The sequence below is a fragment of the Mesorhizobium sp. P2_D1 genome, from assembly GCF_056404455.1.
In genome coordinates this window covers 21,235-35,911 of record NZ_JBFUDZ010000039.1, presented here as the reverse complement: position 1 = coordinate 35,911, position 14,677 = coordinate 21,235, and the positions used below count along the sequence as shown (strand labels likewise).

Sequence of the window (14,677 nt, the reverse complement as noted above, 5' to 3'; positions counted from 1 at the left end):
CCACAACCCTGATGGCCCTGGCGCTAGAGTTCGCGGACCATCTCCTCGAGCAGGCGCCGCACATCGTTCGCGACCTGCGCAAGCTCACGATTGCTGATAGCGCCCATTGAAGCGACCGGATCCACCGCTGCGACCTCTACCTTTCCTGGTCCGACCTCCGTGACGATTACGCTGCAAGGCAGCATGGTTCCGATCTTGTCTTCGGACTGAAGCGCCCGCCATGCGAGATGCGGATTGCACGCGCCCAGGATAACATAGGGCCTGAAATCTACGCCAAGCTTGGCCTTCATGGTCTGCTGGACGTCGATCGAGGTCAGAACGCCAAACCCCTTGCTTGCGAGCTTGTYGGTCACGTGGTCGATTACCGCCGTGAATGGCATGGCGACGATCTTGCTAAAATAGTAACCCATCTAACTCTCCAAACGTTGATCGCAACAGCTCGTCGCCACTTTGCGAGTGACCTTGCGTAGGAGCTAATCGCGATGGCCGCAGAACGCTTTGATCCAACGCAACGAACGGGCAAGATCGACTAGGCGATTATCGCCCACGAATGGGAGACATAACGGGTGACGATCCGAAATCTCGAACATGCGTTCGCTCCGAAGTCGGTTGCCGTGTTTGGGGCATCTTTGCGTGACGGCTCGGTCGGCCGTGTCGTCTTCGACAACATCGTCAATGGCGGCTTCGAAGGCGATATCTGGCCGGTCAACTCGAAATATTCCGAGGTCGCGGGTCGCCGCTGCTATTCCAAGGCGGCGGACCTTCCGGGTGTTCCGGACCTCGGTGTTATCGTCACGCCCCCTGGGATAGTTCCCGCCATCGTGCACGACCTTGCTGAAAAGGGCACGCGGGCGGCAGTTGTCATCACGGCTGGGCTGACACGTGAAAACGGCCTGCGCCAGGCGATGCTCGATGCCGCCAAGCCCAGTCTGTTCCGCATCATCGGGCCGAACACGGTCGGACTGATGATCCCGCCCGTCAAACTCAACGCCGGATTTGCACACATGGCCGCCAGGCCCGGCAACATCGCGCTGCTGTCGCAATCCGGCGCCATTGCCACGTCGCTGATCGACTGGGCGGCACACAACAATGTCGGCTTCTCGCAGATCGTCTCTCTCGGCGACATGGCGGATGTCGACGTGGGTGATTGTCTCGACATGCTGGCGGGCGATGCGCACACGCGCGCCATCGTGATGTATCTCGAAACCATTCCCAATCCGCGCAAGTTCATTTCGGCCGCCCGTGCCGCTGCACGCATCAAGCCGGTCATCGCGATCAAGTCTGGCCGCCACGAGCAATCAGCCAAAGCGGCCGCGACCCACACTGGCGCGCTGTCGGGCGCCGATCGCGTCGTCGATGCGGCATTGCTGCGCGCAGGCATCCTGCGCGTCAAAGGCCTGGCCGAGTTGTTCGATGCGGTTGAAACGACCGCCCGTTTCGCTCCGCTCGAGCGGACCCGGGTCGGCATCGTCACCAATGGCGGGGGCGTCGGTGTGCTCGCCGTCGATGAACTCATCGACTGCAAGGGCGAACTGGCCGAGCTCTCGCCAGAGACAATCGCCCGCCTGAATATCGCCCTGCCGCCTACATGGTCCCACGCCAATCCGGTCGACATCATCGGCGACGCCTCGCCGGAGCGCTACAGGGCCGCCGTTGAAGCCGTAGCGGCTGATCCCAGGGCCGACGTTGTCCTGGTCATGAACTGCCCGACGGGGCTTGGCTCGCCGCTAGCGGCAGCGGGCGCAGTGGCAACACTTTCCAAGGACGGCAAGATCGGCGGCAAACCGGTCCTGACCTGCTGGCTTGGCGAACACACGGCGCGCGAAGGGCGACGCGTTCTTCAGGACGCCGGCATTGCCAGTTTCGAGACGCCCGCCGATGCCGCAACCGCAGTCTCCTACCTGAGCGAATGGTCGCGAGCCCAGCGGGCATTGATGCGGACGCCCTCGAGTCGCAGCGAGGACACAACGAGCGACCGGGAAGCCGTGCTTGCCATATTCAGGCAGGTCGCCAGGGAAGGCCGGCGATTACTAACCGAGCCCGAAGCCAAGGCGGCGATCTCCGCCTATGGGATTCCGGTGCCCGAGACGATCGTCGCCAGATCTTCCACCGAAGTGGAGGCGGCGGCTGGGCGGCTTCTCAGGGCATCCAAGCAGGTCGTCGTCAAACTGCTGTCCAAGACGATCTCGCACAAGTCGGACGTTGGTGGGGTGGTGCTTGGCATCACTGCCGCCGCCGCCGCCGGCGAGGCCGCACGCTCAATCGAGGTGGGTGTGCGCAAGCACGCTCCGCAAGCCGATATCGAGGGCTATGCAGTCCAGCCGATGGTGATACGAAGACAGGCGCAGGAATTGATCCTTGGCGTCAGTCGCGATCCAATCTTCGGCCCGGCGATGCTGTTTGGAGCCGGTGGCGTCGCGGTTGAGGTGACGGACGATACCGCGATCGCACTGCCGCCGCTCGACGATGTTCTTGCCGGTGACTTGATCGGGCAAACGCGGATCGGTCGCCTGCTTGCCGGGTTCCGAGATCGCAAGCCGGCGGATCGGCAGGCGATCGTTGCCGCGCTGAACGGCCTGTCCCAGATGATCGTCGACTTTCCGTGTCTCGTTTCGATGGACATCAACCCGTTGCTGGCCGACGCCGAGGGTGTAATTGCGCTCGATGCCCGCATCGAGATCGAGCCCGCGCGGGTGGAGGAGCCTGGCCCCAACCCGACGCTTGCCATCAGGCCCTATCCGTCGGATTGGGAAAAGGAGTTTTCGACCGGCGGCACGCACTATCATATCCGGCCTATCAAGCCGGCCGATATCGCGCTCTATCCCGAATTCCTAGCCAGGGTTTCGCCTGACGATCTGCGCCTGCGTTTTCTGTCGCCGCGCAAGAGCTTCTCCGACCAGATGCTGAAGCGACTCACCCAACTCGACTACGATCGCAACATGGCTTTCGTCGCTCTGGAGACGAGCTCTGGCGCATTGGCGGGTATCAGCCGTCTGTCTTGCGATCCGGACCACGTTGCTGCCGAATACGCCTTGCTGGTCCGCACCGATCTGCAGGGTCATGGTCTGGGCTGGGAATTGCTCAGGCAGATCGTTGACTACGCAAAAGCCGATGGGATCCGCCGCATCGAAGGCATTGTGCTTAGCGAAAATAGCAAGATGCTGGCAATGTGCCGCGAATTCGGCTTCTCGATAACGCATCTTCCGAATGATCCCGGCCTCGTGGAGGCCACGCTCGAACTCCGTCGGGATTGATCATCCGAACCAGTCAGGAGGCTGTGCGCAGGGTCTTGGAAGTATCGCTCTTGGAAACCTCTCTCAGTTCCGTAACGATGTCGACGAGCTCTTGGTCGGCGTTGATCTTGCGCCAGCCGGACTGGGTGGTATTACGCTGCAATTGCCGCGAGAGGATGTCTATGGTGGCGTCTGAAGGGCCGCCCTTGCGTTCACTGACCCGCTGCCAAAGGACGAGTGGATCCGCCTCCAACCAAAATCCGGAGAACGGGATACCCCGGTCGCGCGCCGCCTTCTCGATCCGCTCACGATCGGCCGGCCTGTCGAAAACGGCATCGGCGACGACAGAGCAGCCCTCGGAAAGGATAAGCCCGGCGCGCCACGCCATTTCGCGGTAGACGCGATCGGAGACCTCGGGCCGGTAAGCCCGGTTCGGCAGCCTGGTTTCCGCGGGCACTCCATGCATGGCCTTGCGGATGCGATCGCTTTCAACAATGCGGGCGCCGGGTGGCGCTCCGATATAGGCGGCGAGCGCCTCCGCTGTGGTCGTTTTCCCGGACCCGCTCAGGCCACCGATGGCAACGAGCCGTGGCGAGGTATCCTGGAGAAATGTCCGGGCAAGTTCGAAGTAGGATCTGGCCTCGGCAATCAACTTTTCGGAATCTTCGCTGCCTTCCTCAACCTGGGTCGCGGTGACATGAGCGCGCACCGCGGCTCGCACTGCCATGAAGAAAGGCAGCAGGATGAAACCGTCCTCATCGTCGGCTTCATCAAGGTAGCGGTTCAACACCAGATTGGCGAACCGGGGAAAACCCCGGTGCCAAAGATCCATCAGCAGAAAGGCAAGGTCGTACAGAACATCGATGCTGGCGATCTGGTCGTTGAATTCGATGCAATCGAAGAGGCGGGGCTCGTCGTCGAAGAGGCAGATGTTGYGCAGGTGCAGATCGCCATGGCACCGGCGGATCTTGCCCGCGGCTTCGCGAAGATCGAGCAATCCGGAATGGCGGGCGAAGGCGGTGCGGAAGGTTTCGGCAAAGGTCTTGACCTCCGCCTCCGTGAAAACATGGCTGGTGGCAAACCCTGCCTCGTTGATGTCGAGCACACCCGCAATGTTGGACGACCCGCTGCCATTGTGGATCGTCGGCGCGGCACGGTGATACCCCACGATCACGCGTGCGACAGCCGTCATCAATGCCGGGGTCAATTCTCCTGCGGTTGCCATCCGATCTAACAGCCTTGACTGATCGAAGCGGACCATCTCGATCGCGGCCTCGACCATCTGACCGGTGCCGTCAAAGGCCAGTCTGCCGCCCGCCTCGCGCGTGATGCGACGCACACTCCGATACAGATCGGGTGCCGTCTTCGAGTTGAGTTCCACCTCCTTCTCGCAAGCGCTGAGCCTAAGGGCCGGCGTCGAGAAATCGACATAGGGCAGTTTGACTGCCCGCTTCATCTTGAAGGCGCGTTCGCCAGTCAGAAAAATACGCGAGATATGGGTCTCGATCGCCTCGACCGGCGTAGTCGCGCCGTATGAGGCAGGATCAAGCAGAAACGCGATAGCGGCTTGCTGGCCGTCAACGATCATGGTTCGCTATCCTCGATGTTGCGTCTTCCGGAGACTGTTTCCATCATCTGCTCTCATCGTTGCAGCGTCTGGACATAACCGGCCAGATCATGGATCCGTTCCCTGGTGACGATTTCCCCGGCGTTCGGACCATATTTCTTCACGTCGCCGGGGAGGAACTCGCGACCCCAGACCGGCATGTCGCGATCGCCGTGCTCCGGCACCATTGTGCGGCCGTCGATCATGGCGAAAACGCGCCAATAGGGAAACGCGCCGCCATTGTGTTTCGAAAGACGGGTCAGGTCAGCCGGCCGCTTGATCAATTCGTCGCCGAGCGGTCCGTCGCCCTTGCCTTCCGGACCGTGGCATACGGCACAGGAGTTCATGTATTCCGCCTTGCCGTTGCCGAGTTCCTGGGCGTCCGTCGCATTGAAGGGCAAAACCGCCAAGGCCACCGCGATCAGGAACTTCATCTGCGTTCCCCCGATTGATTGGCGCAAGCCTACAGCCCCGGCTCGACAGTGCGTTGATGCGGATCAAATGCCGCCGCACCAAAGTGTTTGATTCAGCGCAATGAACGCACCAGCCCCTCTCGCTTACGCTTCAGCAACGATTGAACTTTCTTTCGAAATGAGGAGTTTGTTGCCGTGACGTTCAAGACACTGCTTACGGTTACCGGACCGAACCAGGGCGAGGGCGATCTCAAGCTGGCCGCCGGCCTGTGCGAACAGATCGGCGCCCATCTCTCGGTGCTCGTTCTCGAGCTGGCCGCACCACCTTCAGGCAGTGCGCATCTGGGTGTCGTTTCGCCAGCCTGGTTTGAGGAGCGTCAGGTCGAGGTCAACAGGCTCAAGAAGCGAATCTCGACAGTCGGCGCCTTTCTTTCGCACAGCGAGGTATCGGCTGATCTGAGCGACGACTACCCCGACACGGCCTGGGCGGACGAAGTCATCGGAAGGCGCGCCCGCTATGCCGATCTGACCGTTCTTGGCCCAGATCTGCTCACAAGCCCGACACTCAGGGATAAAGTCATCCAAGGAGCGCTGTTCTCATCGGGAAAGCCTATCCTGCTAGTTCCCGAGGGCGTGCGGCCAACGCTGAAGCCGAAACGCATCCTGGTTGCTTGGGACGCCCGCCTTGAGTCAGCGCGCGCCGTTCGCGAGTCGCTCGACATGCTGAAAGGTGCTGATGATGTGCGCCTCGTCATGGTCGACCCGATCGAGGACGAGTTCCATCACGGCGCAGAACCCGGAGCAGATGCCGCGACCTATCTTGCCCGGCACGGCGTGAAGGTTACGGTCGAACGACTGCCGAGCGCGGACCATTCTGTCGCCGACGTGCTTCGTCAGCATGCAGGTGACGTTGCAGCGGAGCTTATCATTATGGGTGCCTATGGTCATTCCCGGTTGCGCGAGAGGATTTTCGGCGGCGTCACCAAATCGATGCTTGAAGGGCAATCTCTGCCGGTTTTGATGGCTCGATAAATTCGACCGCAGCGAACAACGGGCTGGCGCAGATTACGCCGGCCCATTCCATATATAGCAACGAAGGGAAGCGAAGCTACGCACTTGCTCCTCGTCCCGACAACTGCACGATGAGGATTCGGAAGAAAACATGCGGTGCACTCTCGGCCGTGGGAGGAACGACCGGCTTGAGTGCGCCAGGTTCCCACCAGTCCGGGTACTTGCTCAAGACCGCCCAGGCATGATCTCGTTCGAGCTTGTAGCCGATACGATCAGGCAGTTCTTCGTAGCGACCATCGACGACGACGCTTCTCCATCCTCGTCCCTGGCCAGGTTCGTCGACCTGGACGGACACCAGCGGATTGGCTCGCATCCAGTCGATCTTCTTGCCCGGCATGGAAAACGCGTAAAGATGAGCAGCCGCATGGGCGTAGTGGAAGGGCACGACGTAGGGCTGCCCGTCCTTCGTGCATGCCAAGCGGCCAACGCGATTGGTCGTCAGGATTTTCGTGCACTCCAAGGCCGAAAGTGTGCGGACAAGCGTGACGTGATCTCCTCTTCTATCTAGCTCTTGAACCATCGCCGGCGACGTGCCGATGGCCAGTCTTGTACAGCTTGGCAGCCTCGTCCATGGCGGCAATCACTTCGCTGTCAGAGAGCTGCGGAAACCGCAGGTAGTGGTGACCCAGGGTACGGAACCGCCCTGGCTGGCTGAGGCATACCAAACGGTCCGCTTCCCTTGCCAAATCAGCCGCAGTGTCCGGCGGAGAGACCGGAACAGCAACGATGATTTCCCGTGGCGAGCGATGCCGCAGCGCACGGATCGCGACCTTCATGGTTGTGCCGGTCGCTGCACCGTCATCCACGATGATCGCTGTCTTGCCAGCAATCGACATGGGCCGCCGGTTGCCTCGATAGGCAATGCACCGGCGCTCGAGTTCAGGACGTTCCTTGGCGACCAAGACACGAAGCGCGTCGTCGTCGAGCGCGTAGGCCTCGACGATCTCACGGTTCAACACAACGTCCCCAGGCTCGCCATCGACGATCGCGGCAACTGCCAGCTCGGAATTGCCGGGGGCGCCAATCTTGCGGACAATGAGCAGATCAAGAGGAGCATTCAGGGCCCTGGCCACTTCCACCGCGACAGGAACGCCACCTCGCGGCAAAGCCAGCACGACAGGCTGGTGCAGTTGAAGCCTGCTCAGTTCCGTGCCGAGCYTCTCCCCAGCCTCTTTGCGGTCGCGGAACATCGGTCAATCTACCGGCCACAGTTTTCGAAGCGACTTCTTCATCGAGGTTCTTACCTGCTCAATTTCGCTATGCGTAATGTGACGGTCGAGAACTTTGAACACCGCGTTGATTGCGACATCGAAATCGACGTCCTCATCATAGCCGAAACTGGTTCAGACGCTGAGGATCACTTTTCTTGCGCTCACGCACAAGCACCGATGGATTCCAGCCTTCGAAGTAGATGCCACGGATCAAGACGGGCAGTTGCGCGGAAAGATCGGCCATCTCCGCTGGCGACAGCCAGTCTCGCACCGTGTGCAAAACGGACCGCAGGAGGCGACACGCGCTCGGTTCGCTCCAGCAAAGATCCCTGGCAAGCTCGTTGACCCCCTGCTGCGCCTGCTGGGCAGCGTGGGTGAAACTGCCGAAAGAGGTATGGGACAGCTGGCTCATGGCATGCTCCTTGAAGTTTCCATCTTCATCCCGAAGCGTCGAGGGCGTCTGCGCATTGCGCCGGATCAATTGGGCCTCCACGCACGGGCGCGCCACCTCAGTTCGAGATGAGCCGATGGAACGACCCGCTCTGGAGTAGCGAGCGCGTCACGCCGCCAAAAGTCGTTTCCTGCACACGGCTGTGACCATAGCCGCCGAGAACAATGAGATCGGCCGCGATCTCCTGTCCGATCTGGAGGAGGATCTCCGCTGGTTCGGAGCACCGCGCATCCAACACTTTCGATCGCGCCTTCACCCCGTGGCGTCTCAGGAAGAGTTCGACATCTGCAACATTGTCCCGAGGTGCGGTATCCCCATTATCTACGGTGACGATCACAACATCCCGGGCGTCGATCAGGAAGGGCATGGCGTCAACAACGGCACGCCGCGCTTCCCGCGTGTCATTCCATGCAATCAGGATGCTTTCGGCCTTGATCGGAGCACAGGGTTCCGACGCCACAAGTATCGGGCGGCCGGCTGCTAGGATGAAGCTTGCGATGTCCAGGGCGCGGTGATGGTCTACTATCAGATCGGCCGTCGGCGACCCAGTTACGATCAGGTCGGCGGCGCGTGCATTAAGCGCAAGTTGAAGGGTCGGATTTCCTATTTCGCCGCGCCACGAGGCGCGATTGCCGCCGTTGACAGTGCTTAGGAATTCCTCGCTCAAGCAGTTGAGGCGACCCTCTATCTCCTCCACCTGAGACCATATGGCCTTTGTGGCGGCCCTGTCGTCAGTGCCGGTTGGCATGACAAAATGTGGCTCCGCCGCACAGAAGCCGATCAGATCGGCATCATGCCGTTGCGCAAAGTCCCACGCGACGGAGATGAGCGGTGCGCCGATGGCGTCCACGTCCAGTTGAACCATGATCGTCTTGAAAGCCATCGTTTCGGCCCTTTTTGCTTTCGAGGCGAGCTAGCCACGAAGAAAGGGCAAGGGCCTTGATGCGTGTCAAATACGGCGAGACCTGATGGCGCTCGATTGCCCGTGCACTCCGGTAAAGGTCATGCGCCTTGATCTTAATCAATGACGCGACGACGAATGGCGGTAGCGTTGTCTGGCGGACACTTTGTTTGCGCCGCCTCACAAGGGAGTTCACCGATCATGCAGATCCAACCGGAGCCGTGGCAATTCGGCACGCAACCCTTGCCGATGGCGGAAAATGGCCAGAAGCTCATCCTCGCTGCCGCGTCTCTTCAGGCGCACGCCTTCAAGGCGGTGATGCGCTATCAGATCGAAACGCTGGCGTTTCTGAAACATCGTTACGAGCAGGATGTTAAGCTGGCCGAGGATCTCATCGACGGTTCCGAATTCAGCGACGCCTTCGACATCTTTTCCACCTTCCTGCAGAATGCGGCATCGGAATACGCCACCGAAGCCGGCAAGGTCGCGTCGCTGACCTCCAAGCTCGCTTCGGAAACGGCCAGCCGCGTGCGCAACGAAGCCAAAACCGCTGTCGAGGACGTTGCAGCAAAGACAGTCGCGTAGATCGGGGAATGCGGAGGCCTCCAACCATGAACGCCTGTATGAGCAGCGGTGGTCACTGGCGTCTACGGGTTTGCGTGCTTGCGGCGGTATTGCTTGGTTCCGTGGTGCCGGCGCTCGCGGACAGCCTGGCGGAACACGGCAAGGCCCTGGTGGAGTTCAATTGCGCCCGCTGCCACGCCATTGGAAAAACCGACGTGAGCAGCCACCCGGACGCTCCTGCCTTTCGCACCCTGTCAAAGCGCTATCCGATCTCGGATCTCGAGGAAGCACTCGCCGAAGGCATTTCGACCGGCCACCCGGACATGCCTGAGTGGGTTGCCAGCCCCGACCAGATCGAGGCAATCATCGCCTACATCAGCAGCTTGCAACAACCATGATCGAGGCCACGGAGATGGCAGGCACGATTGGATCTCACGCCAGCAGCTCGGAGACATGCAGTCGACCTCGCGGCCGATCGCGGTCCCAGTAGCCCAGGACTGAAGCTAGGGCAACATCCGGTCAGCTGCACGGAAGAACGATCGAGCATGCGCCACGATCTGGGCCTCCGTTGGATGATCCGCCGGCTCAACGCCGACAATGCGATCCTTCAAGTGGGGATGGTGGTCGCGGATATGCTTGGCCAACTCATCCTTTGCCTCTCCCGGCCCCACGATCAGCCATTCCTTCGCCGGTTGCAGGGCGCTGACGACATCGTCGTAGAAGGCTCCGTTTTCCGACGCCCGCTTGCCATCTACCGAGCCTGCCTTGTTATGGGTCTGAAGATGCGCAAGCGTAGTGACAAGCCTCACGCTTGCGGCTGTCTGACGATTGAAGAAAAACACCTTGGCTTCGCGATGGTCCAGCCAGGCGACGGCATGTTGGGCCTGCATATCTATACATCCTTAAGGTTATTGTTGAGGCTGAGCGCAAACGCCGCCGTAAGGCGTGGAATGCCTCACGACTGCGGCTCCAGCGTTGCGAGGATCGAGCCGGGTTCGATGACGGCATTCGCTGTTGCGACAATCGTCGCGCGGCCACCGGCCGGCGCGACAATCTCGTGCAGTGCGTCTTCAACGCGAACTTCGGCTATTCGCTCAGCGGCCTTGATCGTGTCGCCGCTGGCAATGAACCAACGCTCCAGAATGCCCTCGGGCAACATGCTGGACGCCCATAGCGCTTCGTCGACCTTGATACACTGCATCGCAATTCTCCTTGTGCGGCCGAATGATATTCCCCTCGCCACGGCGGCCCTTGATCCGGATCAAGAGCTACGCGACGCGAGCCTCTCGGAGGCAGCCTGCAATCGGCGCGCGTTTGACCGGCATCAAGGCGTTGAGCGCCAGCGGGTGCACTTCATCATGCATTCGATCGCCCAGCGAAAGGCGTCCGCTATGTCCTACAAGTCAATTGTCGTGACCCTAGCCATAGATGCGTCTCCGGCGCGCTATGGTCAAAGCCGTCTGCGGGAATGGGCGTTCGGCGGGGTCAACCGCGTGCTGATCGAAGAGAGCAGCACCGACCGCTTTAGGTCGTAGTGATGATCTCTCGTATCGTACCCGGCGAAGTTGACCAGCAACCCGTCGCGGCAGACGCAGGTGCCTATTGGTCGATCGAGACCGATGACCTCCTGCGACGCCTCGACACGCTTACCTCCGGGCTTGCCACTTCCGAGGCCGCATCGAGGCTTGTAAAATTTGGCCGAAACACACCCGGATCACGGTCCGGCACCTCGGCGTTGACCGTGTTTATCCGTCAGTTCCGTAGCCCACTGGTCCTGATCCTTATCTTCGCGGCCACCGTGTCGGCTTTCGTCGGCGAGGGGCAGGAGGCTGCAATCATCGGTGCGATCGTGCTGGCAAGCTGCATCCTCAGCTTCACCCAGGAGTACGGCGCGTCGCGTGCCACGGAGGCGCTGAGACAGCGCATTTCGCGCAAGGCTGTTGTGCTGCGTGATGGTATCGAGTGCTCGGTTGCAGCCGAAGATATCGTGCCGGGGGACGTGATCCGGCTTTCCGCCGGAAACCTCATTCCCGCGGACGGTATCATTCTGGATGCCCGCGATTTCAATGTCAGTGAGGCCGTACTGACCGGCGAGACCTTCCCCGTCGTGAAAGCACCGGGGCGGTCGGCTCCCGAGGCTTCCGTCGCACAGCGCGGCAATGCGGTCTTTACGGGCACATCGGTTCGCAGCGGCACCGCAACCGTGCTTGCGGCAGCGACCGGTGCCCGCACCGAATTCGCATCCATCGCCACGGCCCTGGAACGACAAATCCCCGAAACAGGGTTTGCCCGAGGTATTAGGCTGTTCGGCTATCTGATGACCGAGATCATGCTGGCGATTGTCATCCTGGTGTTCTTCGCCAACCTGATGCTGCATCGACCGCTGATTGAATCGCTGCTGTTTTCGCTGGCACTGGCGGTTGGTCTTACCCCGGAACTCCTTCCCGCTATCATCAGTGTTACCCTTGCTAGAGGGGCCCGCGCGATGGCTGCAAACGGCGTCATTGTGCGCCGTCTCGACGCCATCGAAAATCTGGGCAGCATGGACCTGCTCTGCACTGACAAGACCGGCACGCTGACGGAAGGCGTCATCCACCTCGACGGATGGCTTGATGTCGACGGCAATCCGTCAACCGACATCCTGCTTTGGGCACGTCTCAACGCGACCATGCAGACCGGACTGAAGAACCCGCTGGACGAAGCGATCGTCGGTGCGCCGGGGGGAGGCGCATCATTGGCCGCTTTCACCAAAGTCGACGAGATCCCTTATGATTTCATTCGCAAGCGCCTATCCGTTGTTGTGCGAACCAAGGATGCCTCAGATCTTCTGATCACCAAAGGCGCCGTACTAAATGTCCTCGAAACGTGTGCCTTCGTCAGCATGGCCAAAGGGCTGCAACCCCTCGATGAGAAGCAGCGCGCGGCGATTGACGAAAAATTCCGGCGCTGGAGCGCGGACGGCTACCGCGTTCTGGGCCTGGCAATCCGTCGATTTGAAAACCGGAAAACGTTCAGCAGGAACGACGAAATCGATCTCGCCTTCGCGGGTTTCCTGCTTTTCCTCGACCCGCCAAAGAAAGGTGTCAAGGAAACGCTTGCCGAACTTTCCCATCGCGGTATCGCGGTAAAGGTTGTTTCGGGCGACAACCGGTACGTTGCCGCACATCTCGCCGGTGCCGTAGGCTTGCGCGCCGAAAGGATCATGACCGGTGAGGACCTTTCAAAGCTTACGAAGGCCGGGCTTTTCGCAGGTGTGCAGCACACTGATCTCTTCGTCGAGATCGATCCCAACCAGAAGGAGCGCATCGTCCAGGCATTCCGGAGCCGCGGCCATGTCGTCGGTTATCTGGGTGATGGCGTCAACGATGCGCCCGCCCTTCATGAGGCAGACATAGGCATCTCCGTCGACAAGGCAGTCGATGTCGCCCGCGAAGCGGCCGATATCATCCTTCTCAAGCAAGATCTGGGCGTGCTCGTGCGCGGCGTCGACGATGGCCGCAAGACATTTGCCAATACGATGAAGTACATCTCGATCACGACCAGCGCCAATTTCGGCAACATGATCAGCATGGCTGTCGCGTCGCTGTTCCTGCCATTCCTGCCGCTGCTGGCTGCGCAGATCCTGCTCAACAATTTCCTGTCGGACATTCCCTCGCTGGCCATCGCCAGCGACAATGTCGATCCAGACCAGGTGCGCGGACCCCGTCGCTGGGACATCGGCTTCGTCAGGCGATTCATGATCGGCTTTGGCCTGGTCAGCTCGCTATTCGATTTCGCCACCTTCGCCTTTCTGCTGCTGTTTGCACATGCGACAGCGGCTACYTTCCAGACTGCGTGGTTCGTCGAGTCGCTGCTGACGGAACTCGCCATCGTGCTGATCGTGCGCACGCATAAGACGTTTTGGAAGAGCCGTCCCAGCCTCCTGCTTGCATGGCTTACGCTGGCTGTTGCGGTTGTTGCGATCGCTACACCCTACGTGCCCTTCGCCGGACGCTTCGGCTTCGTGCCGCTTCCGCTGCCAGTGCTTGTCGGGCTCGTTGCCATCACCGCTCTCTATCTGTTGGCTTCGGAGATAACCAAGCGCTGGTTCTTCGATTATGAGAGCAGGCACCCGCGTCGATCGAGGGCAGGGCATGCCATCAGCGGTGGGATCATATCCCATTCAGCCCACATCCGGTGAGATAATGCATGATTGAGGATCAAAGCATGGCAAGAAATGCGGCCAACCCGCCCACAGCCGACCATCGAGAGGCCTTGCGACAAGCCCGTCCATGGTCCGTGAGCCGATCTGCCAGGTTAGCCAGCGAAGGCAGTCTTGGCCACATTCACCCCGAGATCGTAGACAAGCAGGCCGCCGTAGTAAGCTGTAGCGGTTACAAGCGCTGCGCCTGCAACCTCGATCACAGGAACGGCGATAGCCGCGGGCCCCATCTCGCGATTGCGGACCCACAAAGCGAGCCGGACGCCGCCCCAGCTCAGAAAGGCGAAGGCCGTGATGCCGCCGAGGCTTTCGTGGATTTCTGCAATGTCGCTGCTGAAGCCCGCGGCTTCAGCATAGTCAAGCGCCAGTCCGCCGTAGAACCAGGTTCCAATAGCGAAGACGCCCGCTGCCAGAGCGACAAAAGTGGAAATCGTGCCCACGCCAGAGCGCCTTGTCACAGCATTGCTGCTCGCGAGCGCCAGAAGGTCGATAGTCGCAAGCATGTAAATGAGCACAATTGGAAAATGCACGAGGATTGGGTGGATATGTTGGATATCGATCATCAGAAAGAACTCTCGGACTAAGAAATGGCGAAGCGATAGATGGATGTCGGCCTTGACGACGAGCGGTTGGCTAGCGGGGCCAAGCTCAATGATCCCTGAGCAGAAATAGCTCCGTGTTCTTAGTCGTCTTCTCCATGGCCGTCGTCCTCAGTGCTGCCGAAAGCGGCTCTACTGGAGGTGGGACTGTCGCCGCATTCGTCGTCATCGCCAACGCCCTTGATGGCCTTGGGGCCGGTGGCATCCTGTATGGGGATAGTGTCCAGATTGATCGGACCGACAGGTGCGACGGAGGATGGCGCCCCACATGATCCTTCGTCCGATTCAGCTGCCGCGGGCAAGGCAAAGATCGTGAGGCCCGCAAGTGCTGCAAGGACAAATATGGAATTGCGCATGGTCTGGTATCCTTACTCGGCGCGGCCGTGATTGGACGCGACAATGCCTTGATATGAGCCCTTTGCTTGCG

16 protein-coding genes are annotated in these 14,677 nt (G+C 60.4%); 5 read left to right on the top strand and 11 right to left on the bottom strand.

What is annotated here, in order from left to right; genetic code table 11:
* Positions 1-23: 23 nt before the first annotated feature.
* A complete protein-coding gene (locus AC1D0I_RS23930) occupies positions 24-410 on the bottom strand; it encodes a DUF302 domain-containing protein (RefSeq protein ID WP_477398164.1) in 387 nt (128 codons plus the stop codon).
* A gap of 156 nt (positions 411-566) precedes the next feature.
* On the opposite strand from AC1D0I_RS23930, the gene AC1D0I_RS23925 reads away from it, so the two are divergent.
* A complete protein-coding gene (locus AC1D0I_RS23925) occupies positions 567-3,254 on the top strand; it encodes a bifunctional acetate--CoA ligase family protein/GNAT family N-acetyltransferase (protein WP_477398162.1) in 2,688 nt (895 codons plus the stop codon).
* A 13-nt stretch (positions 3,255-3,267) separates the two neighbouring features.
* Here AC1D0I_RS23925 and AC1D0I_RS23920 read toward each other — a convergent pair whose 3' ends face one another.
* Together AC1D0I_RS23920 and AC1D0I_RS23915 are read right to left on the bottom strand one after the other, a co-directional pair.
* The gene (locus AC1D0I_RS23920; protein ID WP_477398160.1) at positions 3,268-4,821 is read right to left on the bottom strand and encodes a bifunctional aminoglycoside phosphotransferase/ATP-binding protein; all 1,554 of its coding nucleotides are present in this window, start codon (positions 4,819-4,821) and stop codon (positions 3,268-3,270) included.
* A 53-nt stretch (positions 4,822-4,874) separates the two neighbouring features.
* Entirely contained in the window at positions 4,875-5,273 is a 399-nt protein-coding gene (locus AC1D0I_RS23915) for a c-type cytochrome (RefSeq protein ID WP_477304575.1), read from the bottom strand.
* Positions 5,274-5,447: 174 nt separating this feature from the next.
* Here AC1D0I_RS23915 and AC1D0I_RS23910 point away from each other — a divergent pair, with 174 nt between their 5' ends.
* Entirely contained in the window at positions 5,448-6,284 is an 837-nt protein-coding gene (locus AC1D0I_RS23910; protein WP_477304576.1) for a universal stress protein, read from the top strand.
* 76 nt (positions 6,285-6,360) lie between these two features.
* On the opposite strand, the gene AC1D0I_RS23905 is transcribed toward AC1D0I_RS23910, so the two are convergent.
* From AC1D0I_RS23905 to AC1D0I_RS23890, 4 genes are all read right to left on the bottom strand, one after another.
* Entirely contained in the window at positions 6,361-6,843 is a 483-nt protein-coding gene (locus AC1D0I_RS23905; RefSeq protein ID WP_477304578.1) for a pyridoxamine 5'-phosphate oxidase family protein, read from the bottom strand.
* Positions 6,824-7,513 carry a phosphoribosyltransferase gene (locus AC1D0I_RS23900; protein ID WP_477398158.1) on the bottom strand — a complete coding sequence of 230 codons (690 nt, stop codon included), beginning with the start codon at positions 7,511-7,513 and terminating at the stop codon, positions 6,824-6,826. The genes AC1D0I_RS23905 and AC1D0I_RS23900 overlap by 20 nt, the downstream gene beginning before the upstream one ends.
* Before the next feature lie 136 nt (positions 7,514-7,649).
* Positions 7,650-8,015 (bottom strand): DUF2267 domain-containing protein, encoded by a 366-nt coding sequence (locus AC1D0I_RS23895; RefSeq protein WP_477304582.1) that lies wholly within the window; start codon positions 8,013-8,015, stop codon positions 7,650-7,652.
* A 28-nt stretch (positions 8,016-8,043) separates the two neighbouring features.
* Entirely contained in the window at positions 8,044-8,868 is an 825-nt protein-coding gene (locus AC1D0I_RS23890; RefSeq protein WP_477304584.1) for a universal stress protein, read from the bottom strand.
* Between the two features lie 219 nt (positions 8,869-9,087).
* Here AC1D0I_RS23890 and AC1D0I_RS23885 point away from each other — a divergent pair, with 219 nt between their 5' ends.
* Both AC1D0I_RS23885 and AC1D0I_RS23880 read left to right on the top strand, forming a co-directional pair.
* Positions 9,088-9,471, top strand: a complete 384-nt coding sequence (locus AC1D0I_RS23885) for a phasin family protein (protein WP_477304586.1) — start codon at positions 9,088-9,090, stop codon at positions 9,469-9,471.
* A 26-nt stretch (positions 9,472-9,497) separates the two neighbouring features.
* Positions 9,498-9,848, top strand: a complete 351-nt coding sequence (locus tag AC1D0I_RS23880; RefSeq protein WP_477304588.1) for a c-type cytochrome — start codon at positions 9,498-9,500, stop codon at positions 9,846-9,848.
* A 105-nt stretch (positions 9,849-9,953) separates the two neighbouring features.
* Here the strand turns inward: AC1D0I_RS23880 and AC1D0I_RS23875 are convergent, their stop codons facing one another.
* Both AC1D0I_RS23875 and AC1D0I_RS23870 read right to left on the bottom strand, forming a co-directional pair.
* Positions 9,954-10,340: a translational machinery protein gene (locus AC1D0I_RS23875; RefSeq protein WP_477398156.1), complete on the bottom strand. Its 387-nt coding sequence runs from the start codon at positions 10,338-10,340 to the stop codon at positions 9,954-9,956.
* A gap of 65 nt (positions 10,341-10,405) precedes the next feature.
* On the bottom strand, positions 10,406-10,651 hold the full coding sequence (locus AC1D0I_RS23870) for a lipoyl domain-containing protein (protein ID WP_477304592.1): 246 nt from the start codon (positions 10,649-10,651) through the stop codon (positions 10,406-10,408).
* Positions 10,652-10,987: 336 nt separating this feature from the next.
* Here AC1D0I_RS23870 and mgtA point away from each other — a divergent pair, with 336 nt between their 5' ends.
* Complete coding sequence (gene mgtA, locus AC1D0I_RS23865) at positions 10,988-13,630, top strand: magnesium-translocating P-type ATPase (RefSeq protein WP_477398154.1); 2,643 nt, start codon at positions 10,988-10,990, stop codon at positions 13,628-13,630.
* Positions 13,631-13,746: 116 nt separating this feature from the next.
* Here mgtA and AC1D0I_RS23860 read toward each other — a convergent pair whose 3' ends face one another.
* Positions 13,747-14,214, bottom strand: coding sequence for a DUF2231 domain-containing protein (locus tag AC1D0I_RS23860; protein WP_477304598.1), 468 nt, complete (start codon positions 14,212-14,214; stop codon positions 13,747-13,749).
* Between the two features lie 119 nt (positions 14,215-14,333).
* Positions 14,334-14,606, bottom strand: coding sequence for a hypothetical protein (locus AC1D0I_RS23855; protein ID WP_477304600.1), 273 nt, complete (start codon positions 14,604-14,606; stop codon positions 14,334-14,336).
* Positions 14,607-14,677 lie beyond the last annotated feature (71 nt).

What these genes read in the sequence shown, in the direction of transcription:
- AC1D0I_RS23915 (WP_477304575.1), bottom strand. Translation starts at nt 5,273, where the DNA reads ATGAAGTTCCTGATCGCGGTGGCCTTGGCGGTTTTGCCCTTCAATGCG.
- AC1D0I_RS23905 (WP_477304578.1), bottom strand. Translation starts at nt 6,843, where the DNA reads ATGGTTCAAGAGCTAGATAGAAGAGGAGATCACGTCACGCTTGTCCGC.
- AC1D0I_RS23890 (WP_477304584.1), bottom strand. Translation starts at nt 8,868, where the DNA reads ATGGCTTTCAAGACGATCATGGTTCAACTGGACGTGGACGCCATCGGC.
- AC1D0I_RS23885 (WP_477304586.1), top strand. Translation starts at nt 9,088, where the DNA reads ATGCAGATCCAACCGGAGCCGTGGCAATTCGGCACGCAACCCTTGCCG.
- AC1D0I_RS23880 (WP_477304588.1), top strand. Translation starts at nt 9,498, where the DNA reads ATGAACGCCTGTATGAGCAGCGGTGGTCACTGGCGTCTACGGGTTTGC.
- AC1D0I_RS23875 (WP_477398156.1), bottom strand. Translation starts at nt 10,340, where the DNA reads ATGCAGGCCCAACATGCCGTCGCCTGGCTGGACCATCGCGAAGCCAAG.
- AC1D0I_RS23870 (WP_477304592.1), bottom strand. Translation starts at nt 10,651, where the DNA reads ATGCAGTGTATCAAGGTCGACGAAGCGCTATGGGCGTCCAGCATGTTG.
- AC1D0I_RS23860 (WP_477304598.1), bottom strand. Translation starts at nt 14,214, where the DNA reads ATGATCGATATCCAACATATCCACCCAATCCTCGTGCATTTTCCAATT.
- AC1D0I_RS23855 (WP_477304600.1), bottom strand. Translation starts at nt 14,606, where the DNA reads ATGCGCAATTCCATATTTGTCCTTGCAGCACTTGCGGGCCTCACGATC.